Origin of the sequence: Acidihalobacter yilgarnensis (genome assembly GCF_001753245.1) — a bacterium.
GTDB classification, from domain to species: Bacteria; Pseudomonadota; Gammaproteobacteria; order DSM-5130; family Acidihalobacteraceae; genus Acidihalobacter; species Acidihalobacter yilgarnensis.
On the sequence record NZ_CP017415.1, the window covers coordinates 739,339 to 762,890 of the forward strand.

The 23,552-nt window shown below is 62.4% G+C and carries 21 protein-coding genes; 9 read left to right on the plus strand and 12 right to left on the minus strand.

Annotated elements, in window-relative coordinates; all coding sequences use genetic code 11:
* The 3 genes from BI364_RS03545 (at position 1) to BI364_RS03555 (ending at position 1,800) form a co-directional block, all read left to right on the plus strand.
* A complete protein-coding gene (locus tag BI364_RS03545) occupies positions 1 to 597 on the plus strand; it encodes a DNA-3-methyladenine glycosylase I (protein WP_070077586.1) in 597 nt (198 codons plus the stop codon).
* Positions 598 to 668: 71 nt separating this feature from the next.
* Complete coding sequence (locus BI364_RS03550) at positions 669 to 1,094, plus strand: rhodanese-like domain-containing protein (RefSeq protein ID WP_070077587.1); 426 nt, start codon at positions 669 to 671, stop codon at positions 1,092 to 1,094.
* Positions 1,095 to 1,137: 43 nt separating this feature from the next.
* Positions 1,138 to 1,800 carry a thiopurine S-methyltransferase gene (locus tag BI364_RS03555; RefSeq protein ID WP_070077588.1) on the plus strand — a complete coding sequence of 221 codons (663 nt, stop codon included), beginning with the start codon at positions 1,138 to 1,140 and terminating at the stop codon, positions 1,798 to 1,800.
* Positions 1,801 to 1,914: 114 nt separating this feature from the next.
* On the opposite strand, the gene BI364_RS18880 is transcribed toward BI364_RS03555, so the two are convergent.
* Positions 1,915 to 2,211: a LysE/ArgO family amino acid transporter gene (locus BI364_RS18880; protein WP_197495841.1), complete on the minus strand. Its 297-nt coding sequence runs from the start codon at positions 2,209 to 2,211 to the stop codon at positions 1,915 to 1,917.
* Entirely contained in the window at positions 2,196 to 2,552 is a 357-nt protein-coding gene (locus BI364_RS18885; protein WP_083251134.1) for a LysE/ArgO family amino acid transporter, read from the minus strand. The genes BI364_RS18880 and BI364_RS18885 overlap by 16 nt, the downstream gene beginning before the upstream one ends.
* A gap of 123 nt (positions 2,553 to 2,675) precedes the next feature.
* Between BI364_RS18885 and BI364_RS03565 the strand changes: the two genes are divergently transcribed.
* Entirely contained in the window at positions 2,676 to 3,080 is a 405-nt protein-coding gene (locus tag BI364_RS03565; protein ID WP_070077589.1) for an NUDIX hydrolase, read from the plus strand.
* Between the two features lie 37 nt (positions 3,081 to 3,117).
* Here the strand turns inward: BI364_RS03565 and BI364_RS03570 are convergent, their stop codons facing one another.
* The 8 genes from BI364_RS03570 to BI364_RS03605 all read right to left on the minus strand — a co-directional run bounded on the left by BI364_RS03570 (position 3,118) and on the right by BI364_RS03605 (position 13,124).
* Positions 3,118 to 3,921 (minus strand): hypothetical protein, encoded by an 804-nt coding sequence (locus BI364_RS03570; RefSeq protein ID WP_083251135.1) that lies wholly within the window; start codon positions 3,919 to 3,921, stop codon positions 3,118 to 3,120.
* Between the two features lie 114 nt (positions 3,922 to 4,035).
* Positions 4,036 to 4,437: a hypothetical protein gene (locus BI364_RS03575; RefSeq protein ID WP_070077590.1), complete on the minus strand. Its 402-nt coding sequence runs from the start codon at positions 4,435 to 4,437 to the stop codon at positions 4,036 to 4,038.
* A gap of 95 nt (positions 4,438 to 4,532) precedes the next feature.
* Complete coding sequence (locus BI364_RS19065; RefSeq protein ID WP_083251136.1) at positions 4,533 to 6,215, minus strand: methyl-accepting chemotaxis protein; 1,683 nt, start codon at positions 6,213 to 6,215, stop codon at positions 4,533 to 4,535.
* Positions 6,216 to 6,412: 197 nt separating this feature from the next.
* Entirely contained in the window at positions 6,413 to 7,489 is a 1,077-nt protein-coding gene (locus BI364_RS03585; RefSeq protein WP_070077592.1) for a carbohydrate porin, read from the minus strand.
* 83 nt (positions 7,490 to 7,572) lie between these two features.
* Entirely contained in the window at positions 7,573 to 10,611 is a 3,039-nt protein-coding gene (locus BI364_RS03590; protein ID WP_070077593.1) for an efflux RND transporter permease subunit, read from the minus strand.
* On the minus strand, positions 10,611 to 10,826 hold the full coding sequence (locus BI364_RS03595) for a hypothetical protein (protein WP_070077594.1): 216 nt from the start codon (positions 10,824 to 10,826) through the stop codon (positions 10,611 to 10,613). Before BI364_RS03595 ends, BI364_RS03590 begins: the two co-directional genes overlap by 1 nt.
* Entirely contained in the window at positions 10,808 to 11,647 is an 840-nt protein-coding gene (locus BI364_RS03600; protein ID WP_083251137.1) for an efflux RND transporter periplasmic adaptor subunit, read from the minus strand. Before BI364_RS03600 ends, BI364_RS03595 begins: the two co-directional genes overlap by 19 nt.
* Positions 11,648 to 11,702: 55 nt before the next feature.
* A complete protein-coding gene (locus tag BI364_RS03605) occupies positions 11,703 to 13,124 on the minus strand; it encodes an HDOD domain-containing protein (protein ID WP_070077596.1) in 1,422 nt (473 codons plus the stop codon).
* Positions 13,125 to 13,281: 157 nt separating this feature from the next.
* Between BI364_RS03605 and motA the strand changes: the two genes are divergently transcribed.
* The 5 genes from motA to BI364_RS03630 all read left to right on the plus strand — a co-directional run bounded on the left by motA (position 13,282) and on the right by BI364_RS03630 (position 19,357).
* The gene (motA, locus tag BI364_RS03610) at positions 13,282 to 14,139 is read left to right on the plus strand and encodes a flagellar motor stator protein MotA (protein WP_070077597.1); all 858 of its coding nucleotides are present in this window, start codon (positions 13,282 to 13,284) and stop codon (positions 14,137 to 14,139) included.
* Positions 14,140 to 14,148: 9 nt separating this feature from the next.
* Positions 14,149 to 15,126, plus strand: coding sequence for a flagellar motor protein MotB (motB, locus tag BI364_RS03615; protein ID WP_070077598.1), 978 nt, complete (start codon positions 14,149 to 14,151; stop codon positions 15,124 to 15,126).
* 8 nt (positions 15,127 to 15,134) lie between these two features.
* Complete coding sequence (locus tag BI364_RS03620) at positions 15,135 to 16,316, plus strand: MFS transporter (protein WP_070077599.1); 1,182 nt, start codon at positions 15,135 to 15,137, stop codon at positions 16,314 to 16,316.
* 4 nt (positions 16,317 to 16,320) lie between these two features.
* Entirely contained in the window at positions 16,321 to 18,279 is a 1,959-nt protein-coding gene (locus BI364_RS03625) for a VTT domain-containing protein (protein WP_070077600.1), read from the plus strand.
* Positions 18,280 to 18,409: 130 nt separating this feature from the next.
* Positions 18,410 to 19,357, plus strand: a complete 948-nt coding sequence (locus tag BI364_RS03630; protein ID WP_233279573.1) for a cation diffusion facilitator family transporter — start codon at positions 18,410 to 18,412, stop codon at positions 19,355 to 19,357.
* 14 nt (positions 19,358 to 19,371) lie between these two features.
* Here BI364_RS03630 and BI364_RS03635 read toward each other — a convergent pair whose 3' ends face one another.
* Positions 19,372 to 22,056 carry a glycosyltransferase family 39 protein gene (locus tag BI364_RS03635; RefSeq protein ID WP_070077602.1) on the minus strand — a complete coding sequence of 895 codons (2,685 nt, stop codon included), beginning with the start codon at positions 22,054 to 22,056 and terminating at the stop codon, positions 19,372 to 19,374.
* Positions 22,057 to 22,061: 5 nt separating this feature from the next.
* Positions 22,062 to 23,480 (minus strand): chloride channel protein, encoded by a 1,419-nt coding sequence (locus BI364_RS03640; RefSeq protein ID WP_197495843.1) that lies wholly within the window; start codon positions 23,478 to 23,480, stop codon positions 22,062 to 22,064.
* Positions 23,481 to 23,552 lie beyond the last annotated feature (72 nt).

Genomic DNA, 23,552 nt, shown 5'->3' on the forward strand with positions numbered 1-23,552 from the left:
ATGGAACGCCAGCGCTGCGCCTGGGCCTATGAAACCTCGCCCCACGAGATCGCCTATCACGACACCGAATGGGGCGTGCCCGCCTACGGCGAGCGGCAGTTGTTTGAAATGCTGATCCTCGAGGGCGCGCAGGCGGGCCTATCGTGGCGCACCATCCTGGACAAGCGCGAGGGCTACCGCCGCGCCTTTGCGGGCTTCGATCCCGAGCAGATGATTAGATTTTCGCCCGAGCGCCGCGCTGAACTATTGCTGGATGCGGGTATCGTACGTAACCGACTGAAGATTGATGCGAGCTTTTCCAATGCGAGCGCGCTGCTTGCGCTACGCGACCGCGGCGTCGATTTGGCTGGATATCTATGGGGTTTCGTAGACGGCCAGTCGGTGCATAATCATTGGCGCGAGCCGGCCGATGTGCCGGTGACGACGCCGGCCTCCGAGGCCATGAGTCGCGATCTCAAGCGCTGCGGCTTCCGCTTCGTCGGCCCGACGATCTGCTATGCCTTCATGCAGGCGGTGGGCATGGTCAACGATCACCTGATCGGCTGCTTCCGGCATGCCGAGATCAGCGCCGGCGCGACCCGCGCGAAACCGACCTGACACCGCGACGCGCTATCCTGGTGCTATAGCCGTCCGGTATTTCCCCAACTCACTCGAACGAGGCATTGCGAATGTATAACGTGTTCAAACCCGAGCAACCCGTCGGCCTGATGGACTTCGTCAAGGCCGCCAAGTCTTGCGTAAGCGAGGTCGACCCGGCCGGGTTGCTGCGTCTGAAGCAAGACAAGCCGGATCTGCTGATCGTAGACGTGCGCGAATCCTCCGAGCACGAACAAGGTCACATCGAGGGCGCACATCTGGTGCCGCGCGGCATCATCGAGGCCGCTGCCGATCCGGCTTATCCGAATCACGATCCGGTACTGGCAGGGGCACGCGGGCGTCCCGTGGTGGCCTATTGCGCGACTGGTGGCCGTTCTGCGATGGCCGCCGCGGTACTGCAGATGATGGGCTTCGGCGAGGTCTACAGCCTCGTTGGCGGCTACAGCGGTTGGGCTCAAGCCGGTCATCCGGTGGTGCACGAGGCGCGCTTCGTCTGAGGCGTTTAGCGCACACCCATCCATCCGGGAAGGAGATCACGACATGCAGGCGGATTTCTGGCTTGAGCGTTGGCAGAATCAGCAGATCGGGTTCCACCAGGACCGGGTGAATGCCCATCTGGAAACATACTGGCCCTCATTAAGCGTGCCTGCGGGTGCTGCCGTGCTCGTGCCCCTGTGCGGCAAGAGCCGCGACATGCTTTGGTTGGCGGGGCAGGGCCATCGGGTGATCGGCGTTGAGCTCAGCCCGTTGGCCGCCGAGGCATTTTTCGCGGAAAACGGATTGTCGCCCTCGGTGAAGCGGGAAGGTGCCTTCGAGGTCTATCGGGTGGGTGAGATCGAAATTCGTTGTGGGGATTTCTTCGACCTGTCGTCTGCGGATCTGGCCGGCGTGCAAGCCGTTTATGATCGGGCTTCGCTGGTCGCATTGCCATCGGAGATGCGCCAGCGTTATGCGGCGCATCTTGCCGACTTGATGCCTGTTGCGGCCCAGGTGCTGTTGATCACCTTCGATTACCCGCAGGCCGAGATGCAGGGCCCGCCCTTTGCCGTGAATGAGGACGAGGTGCATCGACTCTACGACGCGCGCTTCGAGGTCGCTTCGCTTGTCAGCAAGGACGTGCTCGCGGAAAACGAACGTTTCCAGCGTGCGGGACTGACGCGCATGAGCGAGCGTGTGTTTAACCTGCGTCGTCGTGCAGATTGAGCGGCTGGAGGGCAATGCGCTAAAACTACAGGGTGTATCGATCGTTGGGTGGGTTGCTCAAAATTGGCGGCGTCCCGAGGAGATAACGGACGAGTAAGCCGGCTGTGGTGGTGACTAGCCAGCCTGGGCCAATGTCAGCCCCGCGTTCAGGAAGATCAGCGCGGCGTAGAGCATGATGGCGGTGACCACGACATTGATCGCCCGCCAGACCGGCGGGCGCGTCAGCCAGCGCGAGAGGGTTGCCGCGAGCAAGGTTACGCCGAAAAACCAGATGACCGAGCCGCTGATGGCACCGCCGGCGAAGGCGGCCCGCTCATCACCCTGGTAGCGCAGCGCGAAGGTGCCGAGCAGCACTGCGGTGTCCAGCCAGGCGTGCGGGTTGAGCCAGCTCAAGGCTAGGGCGTTGAGCACGATGCCGCGTCGCGGGGGAGAGGGGCGTCATCGTCGGCGTCGAGCGCCAGTGCCTGCTTGGCGCGAATCGCATCGCGTGCGGCGTGGAATGCGTGATGCCCAAGAAACAGGGCGCCGGCGAAATAGAACGCGGTTTCCAGACGTGGACTGGCCTGGATCACGGCGCCGAGTCCGGCCACGCCCAGCATAATCAACCCGACGTCGCTCAAGCTGCAGATCGAAGCAATCAGCCAGTGATGTTCGCGCCGGATGGCCTGCCTCAGGACATAGGCGTTTTGGGCGCCGATGGCAACGATTAGGCTGAGGCCCAGAAGGAGGCCGTTGGTATAGCTGCTGAACATGAAATTCTCGGGCGCTGCGCGGGGGACGATTTTAGCAGCTGGTACGACGGCTGGGTGGCGAACGGTGGCCTACGCGGTCGTCGGCGACTAATCTGATAATACGTCCGAGTCGAGGAATTGCCGATGGCCTTTGAGGACCTCTATCGATTGAGCGCCCATGCCGTCATCACCGATGACGGTGGGCGGATTCTGATGCTCAAGGCGGACTACGCCGATTATCGCTGGGGGCTGCCGGGAGGCGCCGTCGATCCCGGCGAAACACTGATCGAGACGCTGGTGCGCGAGTGCCGGGAAGAACTGGCTTGCGAGGTCGAAGTGGCGTATTTGAGCGGAATCTATTATCACGCAGCGGTCAATTCGCACTCCGCGATCTATCGGGCACGGCTGCATTTGCCGGCAACGATCATGCTCAGCGACGAACATTCGGAGTGGGGCTATTTTCCGCCGGAGACGCTCAGCCCGGTGCAGCGGCAGCGGGTGATGGCGTGTCTGAATTTTTGCGGTGAGGTCGCGTACGCGGCCTTTTGAGCGCCGCACCGCGGGACGGTGCGGCGCTCCCGACGAATTAGAAGACGATCTGGCCGCCGAAACCGATACCGTAGCGCGCACTGCCGTTGCTCAGTCCCTTGTCGATATAGAGCTGGAAGCCGCTACCCTGAGTGGTGACGTTGTGATTCCAGGCGACGATTACGTCGGCCGGGCCTGCATAGCCCTTCTGCTCCGATTGCGAGCCGGCGAACATCGCGGTGAGGATGTTGGATTGCGAGCGGGGTAAGACGTAACTCGCGCCGAAGTCGTAGGTGGCGATATTCTGCAGGCTGGAGTTTGCGGGTTTGCCCACCAGACGGTAGCCGACGTGCGCGAAGGGGAAGGTGTAGCCGCCGGCGCGCCCGTCGAAGCCGACGCCGAATTCGTAATCGTTGTGACCGGAGCCGAGGCCGGCGGAGTGCGAGGCCGTGGCAATCTTTACCTTGGCGTAGGGATGCACGCCCACGTGCCCGTTGCTGGCATGCGTGGCCGAATAGCGAACCGTGATCCAGGTGTCACCCATGCCGGAGGCTGAGCGTGTCTGCGTCTGTCCGCCGCGCGTGGACAGGTTGCTGCCGGCCAGCGTAGCCCCTTGCGGTAGGCCGGTGACCGATTCGTAGGGAATGGTCAGCTTGATGCGCAGGCGATCTTTACGATACTGGATATAGGTCGGCAGGTAGAAAATGTTGATGGTGTTGGCGGTGCCGTAGGTACCGGAGAAATAGGCGGGAACGCTGCCAACCGTCAACTGGGCATCCTTGGCCTGCGCGATGGGGGCCAGCAGCGCAGTGCTGAGGACCGAGGTGGCCAGTATGGCCGTCGTCCGGAAAGTTGTCGTCATGGGGTGTCTCTCCCTGGGGCAAGTCTTGTTGTTATGGTTTGTTGCGTCATGCTGGACGTGACACTGCCGGCTTTATCGGCCGGCAGTGTCTGGGATATTGCCGTTACGGACAGTTCAGTGGTCGACCTGGGGCGTCTGTACGTCGGGGCGCTGGACTTCAGGCTGCTGGATCTCGGGTCGCGAAACCTCAGGGGTCTGCACGTCCGGGCGTTCCACTTCGGGCTTCTCGACTTCCGGGCGATTGACGTCGGGGGTTTCGAGCTCAATGCCGTTGCTGCCGGTCTGCATCGAATCGGTGTCAGGCGTCGGGTTGATGTCAGGCGTGGTGACCACGTTCGGCGAAGTGGCGACCGCCGCAGCAGCGGCACCCAGGGTCGCGAGATTGATACCGAAGGCGGCGATGAGGGCAAGCAGCAGGTGGCGCATATGCGTGTGTTTGTACATGGTGTCGATCTCCTGGTCGTTCCGGTGCGTGATCTTGCTGAATGAGTGGCGCAGTGTCGTTGCGCTCATCATCAGACACGCCGGGATACGGAAAAAGGTTCCAGGAATGAGGGTGGAGGATTGCGATTGAGGCAGGGCCGGCGGCAGTGCCGCCGGCTGGGATCGGCTCAGATCTTGAACTGGTTGACCAGTGATTGTAGTTCTGCGGAGAGCTTGGCCAGCTCCTCGCTCGCGGTCGCGGTCTGTTGGGCGCCGGTAGCCGTTTGGTCGGTGGCGTGGCTGATGTTGCTGATATTGCGGTTGATTTCCTCGGCCACGGTGGATTGTTCTTCGGCCGCGCTGGCAATCATCGAATTCATGTCGCTGATACGTACCACCGAAGTGCTGATGGCCTCCAGCGAGGTGCCGGCCTCCTCGGCCTGGGCGACGCTCGCCTGGGCGCGTTCGCGCCCGGAGGCCATGGCTTCGACCGCACCCTTGGAACCGGTTTGCAGGCGCTCGATCATGCCGCGGATTTCTTCCGTCGAATCCTGCGTCCGTTTGGCCAGCGTGCGTACCTCGTCCGCGACCACAGCGAAGCCGCGGCCCTGCTCGCCGGCGCGCGCAGCCTCGATCGCGGCGTTCAGCGCCAGGAGGTTGGTTTGCTCCGATATCCCGCTAATCACCTCCAGCACTCGACCGATCTGCGCACTATCGCCTTCCAGGGCATGGATGACTTGTGCCGTGCGCTCGACCTCGTCGGCGAGCTGGCTGATGGATTTGATGGTGTTGCCGACGACCTTCTGCCCCTGTGCGGTAGCGCTGTTGGCGTCGTTCGCGGCGCGTGCCGCGTCGTTGGCGTTCTTGGCGACCTCTTGCACGGTGGAGGACATTTCGTTCATCGCGGCGGCGACCTGATCGGTCTCGCTTTGCTGGCTGTGGACGTGCCGGCTGGTTTCTTCGCTGGTGGCGGACAGTTCCTCGGCCGCTGCGGCCATTTGCGCGGTGGAGCCGGCCACTTGGCTGACGACGTTCTGGATGCGCTCGACGAATTGATTGAAGGCCGTGGAGAGCTGGTCGAGTTCGTCCTGACCGTGCGTGACCATGCGACGGGTCAGGTCACCCTCGCCTTGTGCGATGTCGCGCATGGTGTCGACCGTTAACCGCAGACGATTGCGCATGCTGAGCACGGCCACACCGATCAGGCTGGCGCCGATGATCAGGGCGAGCGCCAGGAGGCTCAGGCTGACGATGTTCGAGATGCGCAGGTCTTTGAGCACCAGCTGTTTATCCTTGAGCGATTGAGCGTGTACGATCTTGGTTAGGGCGCGCAGCTCCTCGTCGATCTGCTCGGAGAGCGGGTAAGCGGCGGTGACCAATTCGTTCTCAGCGGAGGCGAACTGCAGCGACTTGAGGCGACTGATGGTCAGCTCGTAATCGGCCTTACTCTTAGCCCAGAGACCGCCGATGTGATCGAGTTTTTCCTTGAATTTGGGGTTGGACTCGGCAAGCTGGCTCGCGCGGTTGTAGGCGTCATCCGCTTCTGAAACATGTTTGCGTGCGGCATTGACGTACTTGCCGTCGAGACTGTCCTGCATCAATTTTTGACTTAGAGCCGGGTCGACGCCACCAATACGAGTGAGATTCATGTTGAGTACGTTGTCGCGAATTGCGATACCGGTGCGCAAGGTGGCGCCGCTCATGCGCTGCAGCGCGTTGAGCAGCGCGGCCTCGTGGTCACTACGCAGGGTGTCGGTTTTGATGACGCCTCCGAACCAGACGGGCGTCAGCACTGCGGCGATGGCCAGTATGGCGGCGATGCTGACGCTGGCCATGATGCGCGCGGAGATGGTGCGAACCATTATGGACATGGCGGTTCCTTTCTTATGTGTTTGTATAGGTGCCCCCGATCCCGCGGTGTGTTGCGACTCCCCCGCTCGCGGTACCCGCCGAGGCGGGCCGGGATGGCATGCTCACTGGATTTATCGGCCTTCAATAAAAAATCTTTAGTCTTGGATTACCGGGTAATCCCATGTGTTCCGCTGTCGCCTCTGGTGGGATTTATAGATCAATCCAGGGCGAGTTGTAGACGAAGGCTGAATACGGAGGCGTTGTGCGATGAGCCGGAGAGATTGCGGATGAACTGAAGATCGGGTTGCAGGGCGAGTTGCGGGGTGAGGGCGAATTGATAGGTGGCTTCGTAGGCGGTCTCTGTGTCGAGGCCGCGCAGGGCCGCGCGCGTCACGCCGAGGGCGAGGCGGTCGTCGGGGCGGGAGGCGAGAGGGGCCGCGATATCCACGCCGAAGCTCAGGTGTTGCGGCACCGTGCTGTCGTTTGTGGGCGCGAAGCCCAGACGCAGAAAGGCGCGGGCGCGTCGAACGGGCCCATCGGTCAGTGTCTGTGAAAAATTGATGTAGCCGCCGGACAGATCGGTGGGGGCGAGGGTGGGGTCTGGTTGACGATAGCGCCAGAGACCGAGGCCCAGCTGCGTCGGTGCATCAGTCGTATAACCGAAGTCCAGTTCGGCGATTGCCAGCGCGCCGTTGCTGGCCAAGCGCGTGCGCAGCGTAGGATCAGCCTGGAAGAGGCCAGCCCTCAGGTTAAAGGCGCCCTCCTGGCGACCGAGTACGAGGCCATAACCGGGTTCTGGGTAGGTGGAAACCGGCAGATTGCCGCTGAGGGTCGGGTCGAGTCCGAAGGAGGCGTTCAGCAGCAGCCCGGCAGCGTCGGTGACATCGAACAGCGTATTGAGGTCGATGAGGCCGATCTGCACAGTATTGACGTGCGCCCATGTCTGACGAAACCAGGCGCTGTAAAGACGCGTGGCATTGGGTGCCTCGATGTTGGACGCGGATTGGAAATCGCCGATATAGCGCGCGCTGGGCTGGCCGCTGCGCACGGCGAGGAATGAGAAATGCAGAATGCCGACCGATCCTGCGCCGAGGCTATCCGTGCGCGCGTCTAGTGCGGCTAGGAGCATGCCGTCGTAGGTAGTGCCGGCGCGCAAACCGCCCCCGAAGGTGCTGACAGTCTCGTTATCCCAGAGCAGACTGGGGCTGAGGACGGGGGCAGCACAGGCGCTGCTGCTGATGAAGATGAGAATCGCCGACCAGAGGTGGCCAAGGTTACGTCGCTGAAAATGCATTAGGGCCCTGTTGAAGAGTGTGTTTTTATTAATGAGAATTATTATAAAACACGATTGTTAGACAACGATACAGGCTGACCGACCTAACGCATTGACGTGGCCGCTCGGTGCCCCCATCGCAGATAAAGCGCTGGCAGCAGGTTGGTACTCAATAGCGAGCTCCAGATCACGCCACCCAGCACCACGATGGCCAATCCCTGCTCGGGAGCAGCACCCAGTCCCCAGCCCAGTGCGGTTGGCAGCATACCGAGTACGGCGGTGAGCGTGGTCAGGACGATGGGGCGGAAACGCGCGTGCACCGCGGCGCGTACCGCAGCTTCGGGTGTTTGTCCGGCACGCTCGTTGGCGCGCGCATAGCTGAGTAGCACGATGCCGTGATTGAGGCTGATACCGATCAGCGTCAGAAATCCGATCAACCCGGTTGCGTTGAGCCCGACACCACTGACGGCCAGCGCAAGTGCACCGCCGGTGAAGGCCAGGGGCGCCTGCAGCAGCAGAATGCCGGCGAGGCGTAAGCCGTCGAATTGCAGTGCCATGATGCCCAGCGTCAGGGCCAGGGCGCCCAAGGCTGCCAGCCCGAGTACCCAGGCGGTGTGAATCAACAGCGGGTAGAGACCGCCGAAGGCGTAGCGGTAGCCGGGTGGCATGACGAGCCCTTGAAGAGCGCGACGCGCGGCGGCGATCACCGTGCCGAGGGAGGCCATGGGTGTGGCGAGAATGTCCACAGCGCGCGCGCCGTCGAGGTGTCGGATCTGGTTCGGCGTCTGTTCCATCTTCAGGTTGGCGAGTTGACCGAGCGGGGTCCAGCCGTGCGTGGTATGCAATGGCAGGTGGCGCAGTGTGTCGAGCCCTAGTCCCTGGGGGTGCGGTAGGCGCAGGTAGAGCGCAAGTGGCTGCTCCCCGTCGGGTACCTGTGCCAGCGTCTGTCCGTGCAACAACAGGTCGAGTTGGCGATAGAAGTCACGGGGATTGAGGCCATACGCGCGCAGAGCGTCTGGGCGCGGCTCAACCTGCATGACCGGCACCGGGTAGCTGTCGTTGTTGAAGATGTCCGCCAGCGCCGAGACGTGACGTAGTCGCGCGGCGATTTGCGTGGAAATCTGTCTCAGGGTGTCCAGGTGCGGTCCGTAGACGGTGAGTTCGAACGGTTGTGGCAGGCCGGAGAGGCTTTCGCCAAGACGCTCTATGGTGGGTGTGTCGATACTTTGTTGCACGCCATCGGTCGCTGCCTCGCGTAGCAGGCGCGCGGAGATGGTATCCAGCGCGGCGGTGTCGACCCCCGCTTTGAGCACGATCTGGATTTCCCCGGCGAAGGCGCGTTCGGTATAGGCGGTGCCTCGCGCCGAGCCGATGCGGGCAAAGGTGTGCGCCACTGCGGGATCGGCGCGTAGGCGACGGGTGAGCTGTTGCACGGCCAGTCGGGTCTGGCCCAGCGAGCTGCCGGGGGGCAGGGTGAAACCGTCTAACAGGACGCCTTCGTTGGGCAGGGGCATGAAGTTCACCGGCACGATGATGAGCGCACCTAGGCTCAGGATGAATAGGCCTGCTGCAGCGAGGGCGCTCAGGCGCGGTCGTTTCAGGGTCAGCCCAAGTAGGCGCTGGTTGCCCTGTTGCAGCCAGTCGAGAAAGTACCTGCCGCTGCGTGTGGCGTTTCCGGCCGTGCCAATGCGGCTCAGCAACAGCGGGATTACGGTCAGCGATACCAACAGCGAGGCCAGCAGAGACAGGCTCATGGCCAGGGCGAATGGATTGGAAAACAGGCCGGCAAGCCCACCCACCGCGAGCAGTGGCAGGTAGGCGGCCACGGTGGTCAACGTGCCGACGATGTCCGCGCCGGCGATGTCGCCGAGGCCAGCGCGGACACCCTCGGACCCGCTCAGACCTTGCTCCCAGCGATGGTAGATGGCCTCCAATACGATGATGCCGTCGTCGGCGAGGAGGCCGACGGCCACCGTGAGCGCGCCGAGGGTGAGCAGGTTGAGGCTCTGGCCGAAGGCGTACAGCCCGGCGATGCCGAGCAGTAGCGACAGCGGAATGCTCAGCGCAAGTACCCACACGCCGCGATGAATCCCGAGCAACCACAGCAGCACGGCAATCGCGAGTAGCCCGCCGACAAGGAGGTTGCGCCCGAGGTCGCTCCCGATCAGGCCGACGAGGTGGCTCTGCCGGTAGATCGGTACCCAGCGTACCCCGTGCGGGAGCTGATTCTGCAAGCGCGCGAGTGTGGCGGCGACGGCATGGTCGACGGGGATGGTTGAGGCGCCGGCCTGTTTGAAGACGATCAATCCCAGTGACGGGTGGCCATCCAGTTCGACTGCGCTGTGTATCGGCGTGGCCGCGCGCACGACCCGCGCGAGACTGCCCAGTGGCACTTCACCGTTGGCCGTAGGCACTGGAATTGCGCGCACAGCCTCCCCGCTGATCGGGAGGTGACGGGCCTCGATTAGAACGTCCTGATGGCCGAGGTCGAGGCGGCCGGCGGGGCCGAGTACGATTTGATCCCGCACCGCGCGGGCCAGCGCGGTGATGCCGATGCCATAGCGATGCAGCGCGCCGAGGTCGGGCTGAATCCACAGCGCCTCGTCGCCGCTGCCGAACAGCTCCACTCGCTGTACGCCGGGCACCGCGCGCAAGGCGGGCAGTATCCGCGTGCGGATGGCGCGTTGGACGCGATAGGCGGGTACATCGACGGGTATGTCGACGCTGTAGTCGGCGATTTCGTTGATCGCGTTGCCCATCACTTCGGCGAGGGGGGGTGTGCCGGCGGGCAATTGCCCGCGCGCCCGATCGATGGCTCCGTACACGGCCTGCAGGTCGAGTTGCGGATCGGTGCCCTCGTCGAAGCGGGCGGTGATTTGTGCGGTGCCCTGTCCCATGGTACTGCGCAGGCTGCGCAGGTGCGTCAACCCCATCAGCTGCCCTTCCAGCGGGCGAACGATCAGGGTTTCCATTTCCTCCGCGGTGGCGCCGGGGTCATGAACGACGACGCCGATCTGCGGATAGCCGAAGCGTGGTAGGACCTCTGCGGGTATGTGCCACAGCGCATAGAGCCCATAGGCGAACAGGGCCGCGAACAGCCCGATCCAGAGGAGCGGGCGTTTGAGTAGCGCAGGTATGCCCATCAGTCAGGCGGGGTGTAGTGCGCCGCGAAGTCGCGGTGGAAGATGAGGTAGGCATTCTGGACCACGACGGGGGTGCCGGCGGCGAGCCCGGAGATGATGAGGGTTCGTGCGCCGCGTGCCGGGCCGGGTGTGACCGGCGTGCGTTGGGGTTGACCTTGTTGCAAGGTCAGTACCCACCATTGGCCTTGGTCGAGTATCAGGGCCGAAGTGGGCACGGCGACTGCTTGACGGGCTGGGCCTTCAAGCTCGACGCGGCCCCGCTCACCGTCCGCCCAGGCTGTGGTCGATATGGCGAGCAGCCCGAAGCCCTGTGCGCCGTCGGTCTGTATCGGGGGATTTTTCGGATCACGCGCACCGCGATGGGCGAGTTTCCGTCGGCGGGTATAAAGCGCCCTTGCATACCGAGAGTGATTTTCTGGCTGTCGCCCCCATAGTACGCCGCCCGCAGCCAAAGGCCGCCACTCGGTAGCAGTGTCAGTATTGGCGAGCCAGGGGTGACGCGCTCGCCGTTGGCGGCGCGCAGAGCCGTGACCTGTCCATTCGCCGGGCTGCGTAGGATGACGCGCGCGCGCAGGCTATCCAGTGCTGTTTTGGCTTGCTGAAGTGCGGCGTGGGTGCTGGCTACGGCCGCTTTTGCGGCGTTGAGTTCGCGGCGATTCGTGAAGGCGGGGTAGGTGCGTTGCGCGCTGCGCAGGGAATCGGCCGCGAGTGTTGCGCGACGGCGGGTTTCCACCAGCGTGGTTTCGGCTTGTCTGAGCGCGGCGGTGATGGCGGGTCCGATCAGTCTGGCGAAGGGTGTGCCCGATCGAAGTCGGTCGCCTGGTCGTAGGGTGAGGTCCTTTAGATAGCCCGCGTGGTCTGCCCGGATGGTCAGTTGCTGCAGGGGTTCGACTGCGGCGTAGGCCATATAGCGGGGATGGTAGGTCACTGTTTCAGCTGGCGTATTGCGTGGAGTGCCGGCATGGACGCTCATCCAAGGCAATAAGGCGCACAGCCAGAGCCAACGGCGCAATCGTGGGGACGGGGATGGATTCATGCGCGCAGTCTGGAGGTTGGGTCGGGGGCTGGCCAGTTACGATCTGGTTAGGGATTTAGGTGCTTGGGTTGGTTGCCTGCTGTTCAGCAGGCTCGGGCGATGCGGGCTCGGGCGCTCTGGATAGCGCCTTGACGGCCATTCGACATACCTGTTTGAAGTGGTCGAAGGTCCGTTCATCGATACCACAGCTGGCATGGCGACGATCGGCATAGACCATGCCCACCGCATGGCCCTGAACGAAGATAGAACAGGCGAGAAATTGATCGGTGCCGGTGAGGTTGCGTATTTCCGTAGGCACGAGATTCCACGCCGCCTTCTGGCTGCGTCCCTTGAGCCAGAAGGCCATGGGTTTGGCCATCAGACGACTGAACAGATGCCCGCCCTCCAGCGAGAGTTTGAAGCGGTTGAATTCCGGTTCGTAATCCGTCCCGATGACCGCCTCGGCGGTCAATACTGGAAAGGGGTCGCGTTCGAGGCGTGCATAGATCACGCGGTTGAGCCCCAATCCCCGATGTAGGGCGAAAATGAAGGACTCCAGTATCGCGGCATGTTGTTCGCGATTCAGCGATGCCAGGCGGTCTTCGACTCTTGAGAAGACCTCGGGCTGAGGGGCGAGGCAGAAGGCTGCTTCCTGGGACTTGGGTTCCTGGAATGGCACGTGTTTGAGTAGCGGTGTAGGCGGCAGACCATATTCCTGGCAGCGTGCGTTGAATTCCATGATTCCGCCATCGATCAACACCGCTAGCCCGCTCTGGTTCATGCCCAGGTAACTGGCCATCAGTCGGAGGTCGCTGGTCAGGCCGGCACCTTCCCAGCGGGAGATTGCATGCCAGGCAATCTTGGCAGCGAGCATTACGCCCAATGCCCTGGGCTGCAGGGCGTTGGTCGGTTCCAGAGACCGGCACAGAAGCTCGGGCAGATCCCAGGCTTCTGCTAGCGTACGGCCGGCATCCTCGATTCCGGTGCCGAAGACGACATATTCTGCCTCTTGTGCCTGTACGCCGGGTTGACTCAGCAGGGTGCTTAGGGTTTCCATTTCAACGGGGCTGACCGCCCAGAGCGCCAGTTCGCCGAGGGGGAAGAGTAACCCAGCGAGGGCGACCTCTCCGGGTTCCAGGTCGCGCCGTTCTCGGGCGACACTTAGAGCCAGTATGCCGCCGAGCGCCGAGCGTCCCATCAAGGTCAGATAATGCTGAAGGCGTGCGCCTTGCATGCGCTCGGTGGCCTGAGGTAGCGCTTCAGCCAGTTCGGTCACGGTCTTAATGCCGAGCATCATGGAGGCCTGACGCAAGGTGCTGAGCGGGTTGCCCAGATGGCGATGTTGGACGTGCATGGCGTGATAGACCACCGCGGCGGCCAGTGCAGGGTCGGTTGCGATAGCACGACCGAGCTGCTTGGCGGACAGCTTCTGATCGTTCGCCAGAGTATTCAGGCGCGCGATGGTGCCTGGCAGACAGGGGAATTCGGGTTTCTGCATGGGCTATATGCCTTATCTCTCCATGACCTTAGATAGGTTGCCCGTGGGCAAAAGCCTACATCAGCGTTCCGGCTTTCGCTATGATGCACCCTTTATGCATCAGGCGTCTGATGGGAACGATAATCAACCGGCAGCAGGGCGTCATCAGGGGTTTTGAGTGAATACCATTATCGGCTTCCTTATCGTTACCGGCAGCGTGGTCGGTGGTTACATCCTATCTCATGGGGATCTTGCCACCTTACTGCAGCCGTATGAACTGCTGATCATCGGTGGTTCGGCCTTCGGCGCCTTCATGATCTCCAATCCGATGAGCCTGATCATGAAGACCTTCAAGGGTGTGCCGACCCTGATGGGCGGTTCGAAGTACGGCAAGGCAACCTATCTCGACCTCCTGACCTTGATGTATGACCTCTTCACCAAGGCGCGTAAGGAAGGCTTGATGGCGGTGGAATCTGACATCGAAGAGCCTGAAAACAGCGAAATCTTCTCGAAATATCCCAAAATCACCAAGAATCACCATGCCCTGGAGTTCATCGTAGACTATATGCGGCTGATCGTGTCCGGTGGCATGAATCCCTTTGAATTGGACAACCTGATGTCCTTGGAACTGGAAACGCATCACCATGAATCGCACCAGACGTCGAATGCGCTCACCCGCGTCGCCGATGGCCTGCCGGGTTTCGGTATCGTGGCGGCGGTGCTCGGCGTGGTGATCACCATGGGGAGCCTCGACCAGCCGCCCCAGGTGATCGGTATGCACGTCGCAGCCGCCCTGGTCGGCACCTTCCTCGGCATTCTGCTGGCCTATGGCTTTGTGGGCCCGTTGGCGGTGGCGCTGGAGCACCGCGCACAGGAAGAGGCCAATTTTTTCGAGTGTATTAAGACCTGCATTCTGGCTCAGGTGCAAGGTTACAGTCCCCAGATTGCGGTCGAGTTTGGTCGCAAGGCGATGTATGCCACCGTGCGTCCGAGTTTTCAGGCGTTGGAGGAGCACCTCAAAGGCAACAGGGGCTAGGTTTGCCGGATGGATGACAAAAAGCAGCCGATCGTAATCAAGAAGGTGGTCAAGGGCCACGCCCACCACGGTGGGGCGTGGAAGGTGGCCTATGCGGATTTTGTCACCGCGATGATGGCCTTCTTTCTGTTGATGTGGCTGCTGGGCTCGACGACCAAGCCGCAACGAGCGGGTATTTCAGACTTCTTCAAGCACCCCAGCGCGATCCAAGGGCCAGGTGGCGCGAGCACCAGCATGATCAAGCTGGGTGGCACCCAGGATATGCCGACCGGGCCCACGCAGATGCACAGCATCGGCGGCGCGCGCGCACCGACTCCAGAGGAGTTGGAGAAGGCCGCGCAGGCGCGCGACCATCAGCGTATGCAGACGCTGGAGGTCGAACTGCGCAAGGCCATCGACCGCAGTCAGGCACTACGCCCGTTCAAGGATCAGCTGCTGATCGACATCACGCCGGAGGGCCTGCGTATCCAGATCGTGGACAAGGAAAATCGCCCGATGTTCGACCTGGGCAGTGACATCCTCAAGTCTTACGCGCAGACCATTCTCGAAAAAATCGGCGATTTCCTGAATCACGTGCCGAACAAAATCAGCATCACCGGGCATACTGATGCGCATCTCTTTCTCAATGCCGATATGAGTAACTGGGAACTGTCTACCGAACGAGCCAACGCCGCTCGCCGTGCGTTGATCGCCGGTGATATGGACAAAACCAAGGTCGCGCGCATCGTCGGCCTTGGTGATACGGTTCTGTTCGACAAGAAAAATCCGCTGGCTGCGGTTAACCGGCGCATCAGTATCATCGTGCTCAACAAGCAGACCGAGGCGGCGATGGCCAAGGGAGACGCCTACGTGAGTGGCGCCACATCAAAGCCTGCAGTGTCTGCACCAACGCCAGCGGCGGGTGGCGGGGCCGCCGTTGCCCATCCCGAAATTTCCGCGCCGCCCGCGGGCTCGGCTGCAAACCCCACCGTGACGCCACATACGTAGTGAGCCGAATGGCGGCCGTACGCGCGCGACTGACACTGCCACGCAGTGTGGTGGTGCTGGGGCTTGTGTCCTTCCTCAACGATGCGGCTTCGGAGATGATCACGCCGCTGCTGCCCTTGTTCCTGACGATGACCCTGGGCGCCGGCCCCATGGTCGTAGGGCTGATCGAGGGCGTTGCGGAAGCCACTGCGAGTCTCCTTAAGTTGATTTCCGGGCGTCTGGCAGATCGCGGCGTGCCGCCCAAATGGTTGCTGCTTGGCGGCTATGGCATCTCCAATATTGCGCGTCCATTGGTCGGTTTGGCGCTGAGTTGGAGTTGGGTGCTGGGACTGCGTTTCTTCGATCGAGTGGGCAAGGGCGTGCGCACCTCGCCGCGCGATGCGCTGATCGCCGCCGCCAGCGGTGAGGGGCGGCGTGGACACGCCTTTGGTTTTCACCGTGCCATGGACAATGCGGGCGCCGTGGTCGGACCGTTGCTTGCCTTCGCATTATTGAGCCTCTCGGTGCCGCTGGGGCACGTGTTTCTGGCCTCGGTGGTCCCTGGCGTCCTAGTGCTCGCCTTGCTGGTTTTCGGTCTCCCAGGGCGTCCGCCAGTTCCACCGAAACTCGAGACTGTCCCTCTTCCGCATTTGCGCTGGTCTCAACTAGATGCGCGGCTCAAGGGTTTGCTGTTGGCAGCGGGTGGCTTGGCTTTGGCGACCGTACCGGAGGTGTTTCTAGTGTTATGGGCGCGGTCCCGCGGACTTGAAATCGTCTGGGTGCCTTTGATCTGGGCTGCCGCGAGTTTGGTCAAGAGTTTGCTTTCTTGGCCCGCGGGCGCATTGTCTGACCGTGTGGGGCGGGTGCCGGTAGTGTTTGTCGGCTGGTCATCACGGGTCGTTTTGCTGCTCGCCCTGGCGCATGCTGGGAGCGCCGCCCCGACAATTTGGGGTTTGTTCCTGGCCTATGCCGGCGCGTTGGCGTTGACCGAAGGTGCCGAGCGAGCGTTGATCGGCGATTATGCGCCGGCGCGTCTCAAGGGTACGGCCTTCGGACTCTATCACCTGATAACCGGTGCCTTGACGCTGCCGGGGGCGCTGCTGTTTGGTACTGTTTGGCAGGAGGTCGGAGAGCGTTCCGCCTTTTATCTAGCCGCGTGTCTTACGGCCGTGGCTGCCGCAGGCATGCTTGCCGTATTGCGCCGAGGCTGATCCCATGCATTCCTGGCTACAGTTCGTGGTGTCATGGGTTGCCGCTCACCCGGGCTTGTCAGGCGTGGTGGTATTCCTGATCGCGCTGGGTGAATCGCTTGCGGTGGTCGGTTTGCTGATTCCTGGGACGGCCGTCATGTTTGCCATCGGCGCCTTGGTCGCAGCGGGCGCACTCAATCTATGGACCACGCTGGCGGCGGCCGTTGCCGGCGCGATAATCGGCGATGGCCTGAGCTATTGGTTGGGATATTACTACCGTGATCGCGTGCGTGGAATGTGGCCATTCCGCACGCATCCGCAATGGCTGCGTGCAGCAGAGGGCTTCATCGAGAGGCATGGTGGCAAGAGCGTATTGCTGGGGCGGTTCGTCGGTCCGGTACGCCCGATCGTGCCTGTGGTCGCGGGCATGATGCGCATGGCACCGCGACGCTTCCTGCTTGCGAATGTGGTCTCCGCGGTATTGTGGGCACCTGCCTATCTTGCCCCCGGCATCGGTTTTGGGGTGGCCTTCGATTTGTTCAGTCGCATCGCTCTGCGATTGGCGCTGTTGTTCGGTCTGCTGGTCGCCGTGCTTTGGCTGACCGGCTGGGCCGTGCATCGATTGCATCGCTGGCTGGTGCCGCGTGCTGTCGCTACCTTGGCGCTGGTGGCCCAGCAGCGCGCACGCCGTCCGTGGCTTGGGCGTTTCGCTGGCCTGTTGATCGATCCCCGTTCGCCGGATCTGGGGGCTTTGGCGACTGCCGCACTGGTGCTGCTCGTTGCTACCTGGGGGTTGCACGCGCTCGCTGAGGGGACTGTCTGGCATCAGGCCGACGCAGCGATTTTCCGTTATCTGGCGCAGATGCGCTCGCCTTGGGGCGATCACGCCATGCAGTGGTTGAGCGGATTCGGCTCGGTGCCATCGCTGGCTGCCTTGGCCTTGTGGGGTGGGATTTGGTTGGCGGGGCGCCGCGAATGGCGACTCTTGCTCTATTGGCTCGGGGTTTCGCTACTCGGCATGGTGTTGTTGGCATTGGGCATGACGGCCGTGTTGGGTCAGCCCGCGCGCTTGAGTGCGAGCAGTGCCTGGCAGGTATCGCTGTATGGCCTGATCGCGATGCAGGTCGCGCAGCGTCTACGAGGCGACCTCCGCTGGCTACCTTATTCGGTCGTGGGTTTGCTGCTGGCCGGAGTGGGTTTTGCACGTGTGTATCTGGGTATTGAAGGCTTGTCCGGCTGGCTGGGCGGGCTTTTGCTGGGCATGATCTGGGTCACTCTGGTCGGTGTCGCCTGTTTGACGCACGCGGGCGCGGGCGGAGCGGTGCGTGGCTTGCTTTTAGGCGGCATCATGGCGAGCGTTGCCGGTTTGGCGATCGGGTATCGCGTGCCCCCGACATCGCCCCCCTTAGCCGTGATCACATTTAACCATCAATTGACGGATGCTCAATGGTGGCACGAAGGCTGGCGATCATTACCCGCCTTGCGCAGGCGTTTGGATGGCGAGCCGGCCGAGCCGCTGAATATCCAGTGGGCCGGCGACCGGGCGGTTATTGAAGCCTTTCTGGGCGCGCACGGCTGGGTGGCGCCGCCGCCACTGACGCCAGGCGATGCGTTGAACTGGTTATTACCGGGACGCGATAATCGCCGGTTGCCAATGTTGCCGCGACTGAATGATGGACGCGGACCGGTGCTGGTGCGAATTCATAGCCTGGATGATGACGCGGTTGGTACGCGCGAACTTGTACTTCGGCTGTGGCCGAGCACACTGCGACTGAGCGACGGCCGGCCGGTATGGGTGGGCAGCTTGCGCCAACGTCGCCTAGTGGCGCCGTTGGGTTTGCTGCTGCTGCCGCGTTACGGCGAGCTAGCCACCAATGGAGCGACCTGGCTTGAGGGGGCCGGCGTGCAGACGCGCGTGGTTCACCGCCAGCGGTCAGGAGTGCCCAGTCCGGTACGATTGCTGCGCATGACCCCGTCGCGGTAGTGTGGGCAGCATTCGCGGCTTGGCAGTGTCTGTCCGCCTAGCATAAAGTGGCGAGCACGTTCAGTCGGTTGAGGTCTGTCACAGTATGTCGCATTCGCAGCATCCCCATGCCCATTCGGAAGCCGGTCCCGTGAGCCATGCCGAAGGGCATCACGGTCATGGGCATCACCATCATGCAGGTGGCACAGATCGTCGCCGCCTGTTGGGTGCATTGTTACTGACCGCGGGTTTTATGCTGATCGAAGCTGCTGGCGGGTGGTGGTCCGGTTCGTTGGCGCTGCTCGCGGATGCGGGGCACATGCTCACCGACACCTTCGCGTTGGGATTGGCTTGGTTGGCCGTGGGCATGGCTCGCAGACCGGCGGATCATGATCGCACCTATGGTTACCATCGTCTGGAGGTGTTGGCTGCCTTCGTCAATGGACTGGTATTGCTGGCCGTGGTTGGTGGCATTTACTACGAGGCGGCACTGCGCCTGTTCCACCCCGAACCCGTGGCCGCAGGTGAGATGTTACTGATCGCAGCACTCGGGTTGTTCGCCAATATCGCGTCGTTCGCACTACTCCACGGCGGACACCACGACCATGGGAACCTCAATCGGCGCGCTGCTTTGTTGCATGTTATTGGCGATCTGCTCGGCTCGGTGGCCGCAATCGCTGCCGCACTCGTCATCATGATGACTGGGTGGATGCCGATCGACCCGTTACTGTCGATGCTGATCGGTCTGCTGATTCTGCGCAGTACATGGGCGGTGATCCGCGAGAGCGGTCAGGTACTGCTGGAGGCTGCGCCTGCGGATCTGGATGTCGCGGCGCTCTGCGATGTGTTGCAGCGCGAGGTGCCCGGCGTCCTCGATGTTCATCATGTTCATGTCTGGTCGCTAACGCCTGAGCGGCCATTGCTGACGATGCACTTGCGTGCAGCGCCGGGGAGCGATAGCGCGCAGGTGCTGGCGGCGGTCAAGTCACTGCTGGCTCACCGTTATGGCATTACCCATTCGGCAGTGCAGGTCGAGCAGGGACCTTGCCCGGACGGCGATGCCACCGAGCAGGTCGGTCATGCGCCCGGTTGTTGTTGAACGCGGCGTCAGGCCTAGCGGCGGTCGAATGCCTGTGGCCTGAGTTCGCCTACAAAGGCGTAGTAGTGCCGCAGCGTCACGCCGAGGCGGGTCAGTGCGAAGTCGCCCAGAGGCCGATAGTGCATAAATAGGCGGGACAGCTCCCATGGGTGCGCATTGTGGCTGACGTAAATGCCCATCGTGCCCTTGGCTGGCGGTTGCTGCCAAGCGAGATAAGCGCTCCCGGAGCCGATCTCGAAGGGATCGTAGGTTGTCGGGCGATCCGGCATGTCGAAGGCGAGTACGCTGGCAATTTTATAATTCGAGCCGACGATCCAGGGTGTCTTGCCATCACGCGTTTCCTGCTCGCGAAGCCGACCTACCCAGTTTGCCAATGGTGTGCGATCCAGTGGGAAGGTCAGCGGATAATTGGGGTAGGGGATCAATGGATGCGCGACCTCGATATGCGTGTACAGCGAGACCATGGCGGCAAAGCCGATGGTGACGCCGGCAAGCCAGCGCAGTGGTCGCAGACGATGATGGATCAGCGCGGCCATCAATCCGCCGGCGAGCGGCAGCGCGGTGACGTAGGCCGGTGCGCTCCAGTTGGGCCCGCTGCTCTGCAGGAAGCTGGCTGCGCCGAATACGCCGAAGGTCACCAACGCGGGACTCAGCAGAAAGGGGCGGATTTCGGCTGGCGTCAGCGTGGATTCAGCGTTTGCCCCGCTAGGGTTGCCTGGTGCTGGGCGCAACATGGCGTAGCCGACTGCGGCCAGCGTCAGTGCAAAGACCAGCGGCGTCAACACGCCGGCCTGCCCCAGTAGATATTGGCCGAAGGTGGCAAGTCCGGTGACGTGATCATGCGCACCCGCCGCCGGCCCGAGGCCTTGCTTGAGGTGAAAGATGACCGAATCCAAGTTGTTCTGATATTCCCAGACGATCATCGGCAGTGAAACCAGCACCGAGACACCCAGCGCCAACCAGGGCTTGATCCCTCTCAGCGCTCGGCGGCCACGCGTGGTGGCGAGCAGGGCGAACAGCAGGGCCAGATAGAGCAGGATCATGGGGAATTTGCTGAGCATACCCATGCCTGCACAGGCACCCATGAGTAGCCAGTCGAGCAGGCGTTCGCGCTCGAGCGCTCGCAGGGTCAGCAAAATGGTTGCGGTCCAGAAGAACAGCAGCGGGGTATCCGGCGTGCTGATCATATTGCCGACTGCGAACAGAGGGGTGGTCACGGTCAATACGAGCGTCCAAAGGCCGGCACGTGAACTACGCCAATAGGCCTTGCCTAGCTGGTACATCATCCAGGCGAGGGTCACGGCGAGCATGCCGGGGACAAGGCGCACACCCAATGGATTGGTGCCTACCAGCCGGGTGCCGGCAGCGATGAGATAGGCGATCATGGGCGGGTGGTCGAAGTACCCCCAAGCCAGGTGGCGCGACCATTGCCAGTAATAGGTTTCGTCGAAGGTCAGCGGTGTTTGTGACGCGAACAGGATGCTGAGTATGCCGGCGCTGATCAGCAGGATGACGACCCAGCTGCGTGCGATCAGTTCGCTTGGCTGGGGCAAGCCTTCGGGCGCGGCTTCGTCGCCTGCCGGGAAGGCCCAGCGCCGACTGCCGTAGAAATTCCAGGCGCTGGCGAGTACGACGCCCAGGATCAGCGCGATTTGCTCGACGCTGACGGCTTGTACCAGACCTGCCCATAGGCCTCCGGCGGCGGGAGGGGGTAGGTTGACGATGAATTCGAACAATAGGCTGCGTAGGGCGAAACCGACCAGGCTGACAGCCAGGAAAACGCTCATGCGCGCGTGATTGCGCCTTTCCCGGAAGGTCCACAGTCGGTTCAGGGCGAAATTGAAGCGTGCGGCGACCAGAAAGGAGAGCGTCTGCGCGAAGAAGCCGCCCAGTGTTGGGCCGAGTGCCTTGAGCCCGATATACCAGTAGGCCATGCCGAAGGTGGCTGAATCGACGGCCATACCGAGCACGCCGACCAGTCCGAATTGCAGGTAGCCGATCAGGCGAGGAAATCGGTCGCGATAAAGCGCTGCGAGTTGTACCAGATAAGCAAGAATGACCGCCCCGCCGAGCTTGCTTGAGCCGCGTGTGCGATCACGGAATACGAAGGGAACCTCAACGGTATGCCGACCCGGTAGGCGGGCGAACAGCTCGAGTCCAATCTTGTAGCCGCGCGGCACGAAGTCCACCGACTCTAGACACTCGCGGCGTAGCGCGAAATAACCCGAGGTGGAATCCCTGATCGGCGTCAGGGGTTTGGCAAGCCAGCAGGCGACGCGGGAAATAATACGCCGCTTGAGCGGCCAGCCCTCGGTGCCGCCTTCGGGGACGTAGCGGCTGGCGACGGCCACATCAGCGCCTTTGCGTATTGCGCCGAGCAGCGCCGGCAACTGTTCCGGTGGATGGGAAAGATCAGCGTCCATCACAGCGAGCACATCGCCACGTGCCGCTGCGAAGCCCGCGGCAACGGCCTTGGCCAAGCCCTTGTCGGTGCTCCGCGTGATCACGCGCACACGCTCACCGGCATGGTGAGTCGCCGCTGCTTCCGCCATCGCGGCGGAGGTGCCGTCCGGCGAGTCGTCGTCGACGATCAGGAGTTCAACCGGTTCTTGGATGAGGTCGAATGCGGCCAGGGTACGGCGGATCAGTTCCGCGGCATTGTCGCGTTCATTGTAGGTGGGGACGATGACCGACAGCATCTCGCTCAGGGTACCTTGGTGCTGGGGGCGGGCGGTTCCGCGACGGCAGGCGCGGATTTGGGCGCGGTGCTCAGGAAGTCTTCCGCCAATGCACGATAGATGGGTTTGGGACAGACCAGCCGCGAGGTGCCATAGGCAATGAACGCGCTGGCCATCAACGGGATCAGGAGGTCGTTATTGTGGGTCATTTCCATGACGATCACGAAGGCCGTGATCGGTGTTTGCACGACGCCGGCGAAGTAGGCGACGGTCCCGAGTAGCACCATCGCGGCCAGTTGGGTGTGCGGGAACCAGTGGGCAAGATGTGCGCCGAGACCCGCGCCGGTGGCAAGTGACGGGGCAAAAATACCGCCAGGGATGCCGCTCCAATAGGAAACCGCCGTGGCCAGTAGTTTGAGGTAGGGGAAGCTGTCGTTGACGGCTTGCGTGTTCTGCACAAGGCCTCGTGCGGCATCGTACCCGGAGCCGTAAGTCAGTCCCCCAGAGGCGAGACCGATGAGCGCAATCGCCAGGCCGCAGATCCCGGCGACTTTCAGGGCGTGGCGCTTGTAGATCGGACGTAGCCGGCGCTGACCGTGAATCAGTAGGCTACTGAACAGGCCGCCGAGTAACCCGCCGGCAACGCCGCAGACGAGAACGGGTAATAATCCGGTGCGTACCGATACATTGGCCGGGACGATGCCCAGATAGGTGTAGTTACCAAGCAGGGCGATCGACGTTACGCCGGCCAGCAGTACGGCGGTGATCAGCGTGCCACTGGTGCGTTCCTCGAAGGAGCGGCTCATTTCCTCGATCGCAAACAAGATGCCGGCCAGCGGGGTGTTGAAGGCGGCGGCAATACCTGCGGCGCCACCAGCGAGAATCATGCCTCGGTCCATATAATGAAAGGGGAAGCGTCCGAGGCGCCCAAGGCTGAATAGCAATGCCGCGCCGATATGCACAGTAGGGCCTTCGCGACCGATCGAGGCGCCGCTCAGTAGACCAAGCAGCGTGAGCAGGATTTTGCCGAAGGCGATGCGCCAGGACAGCATGCGCGCCCGTACCGATTCCTCATGGATATCGAGGGCCGCAATACACTGAGGAATACCGCTACCCTCGGCGCCTGGGAACCATCGTTGTGTGATCCAAGCGGCGAGCATGATCAGGCTTGGCGTTACCACCAGGGGCAGATAAGGAGAGATGGCGACGAGCTGATGAAATAGATGATTGGCGTAGTCCGCGGCACGTGCGAAAAAGCTCGCGACGAGGCCGACCAGTACCGCGCCGACCCAGAAGATCAGCCGGATTCGCCAGCCATCCGGCGCGAGCCGGCCGAGGGTCGATTGCACGATCCGTCTGAACATGGGGCCTTTGGGCGAAACAACGAGGACGGTGCGTACCGCGTGGTGCCGGTCCGCAAAAAGGACATATTGTTGTGTATGCATCCTTGGAACGCAAGCAGGCCCGGTCCTGTGGCATCTGACCTTGCGTGCTTATAAGATGTCGCACCATTGTGG

Bases quoted from the DNA above. Each gene is read 5' to 3' on its own strand.
- BI364_RS03600 (WP_083251137.1), bottom strand. From the start codon at position 11,647: ATGAATCCATCCCCGTCCCCACGATTGCGCCGTTGGCTCTGGCTGTGC.
- BI364_RS03625 (WP_070077600.1), top strand. From the start codon at position 16,321: ATGCATTCCTGGCTACAGTTCGTGGTGTCATGGGTTGCCGCTCACCCG.
- BI364_RS03585 (WP_070077592.1), bottom strand. From the start codon at position 7,489: ATGCATTTTCAGCGACGTAACCTTGGCCACCTCTGGTCGGCGATTCTC.
- BI364_RS03605 (WP_070077596.1), bottom strand. From the start codon at position 13,124: ATGCAGAAACCCGAATTCCCCTGTCTGCCAGGCACCATCGCGCGCCTG.
- BI364_RS18885 (WP_083251134.1), bottom strand. From the start codon at position 2,552: ATGTTCAGCAGCTATACCAACGGCCTCCTTCTGGGCCTCAGCCTAATC.
- BI364_RS03555 (WP_070077588.1), top strand. From the start codon at position 1,138: ATGCAGGCGGATTTCTGGCTTGAGCGTTGGCAGAATCAGCAGATCGGG.
- BI364_RS03575 (WP_070077590.1), bottom strand. From the start codon at position 4,437: ATGATGAGCGCAACGACACTGCGCCACTCATTCAGCAAGATCACGCAC.
- BI364_RS03620 (WP_070077599.1), top strand. From the start codon at position 15,135: ATGGCGGCCGTACGCGCGCGACTGACACTGCCACGCAGTGTGGTGGTG.
- BI364_RS03590 (WP_070077593.1), bottom strand. From the start codon at position 10,611: ATGGGCATACCTGCGCTACTCAAACGCCCGCTCCTCTGGATCGGGCTG.
- BI364_RS03550 (WP_070077587.1), top strand. From the start codon at position 669: ATGTATAACGTGTTCAAACCCGAGCAACCCGTCGGCCTGATGGACTTC.
- BI364_RS03570 (WP_083251135.1), bottom strand. From the start codon at position 3,921: ATGACGACAACTTTCCGGACGACGGCCATACTGGCCACCTCGGTCCTC.
- BI364_RS03635 (WP_070077602.1), bottom strand. From the start codon at position 22,056: ATGCTGTCGGTCATCGTCCCCACCTACAATGAACGCGACAATGCCGCG.
- BI364_RS03640 (WP_197495843.1), bottom strand. From the start codon at position 23,480: ATGCATACACAACAATATGTCCTTTTTGCGGACCGGCACCACGCGGTA.
- BI364_RS03565 (WP_070077589.1), top strand. From the start codon at position 2,676: ATGGCCTTTGAGGACCTCTATCGATTGAGCGCCCATGCCGTCATCACC.
- motB (WP_070077598.1), top strand. From the start codon at position 14,149: ATGGATGACAAAAAGCAGCCGATCGTAATCAAGAAGGTGGTCAAGGGC.
- BI364_RS03545 (WP_070077586.1), top strand. From the start codon at position 1: ATGGAACGCCAGCGCTGCGCCTGGGCCTATGAAACCTCGCCCCACGAG.
- BI364_RS19065 (WP_083251136.1), bottom strand. From the start codon at position 6,215: ATGTCCATAATGGTTCGCACCATCTCCGCGCGCATCATGGCCAGCGTC.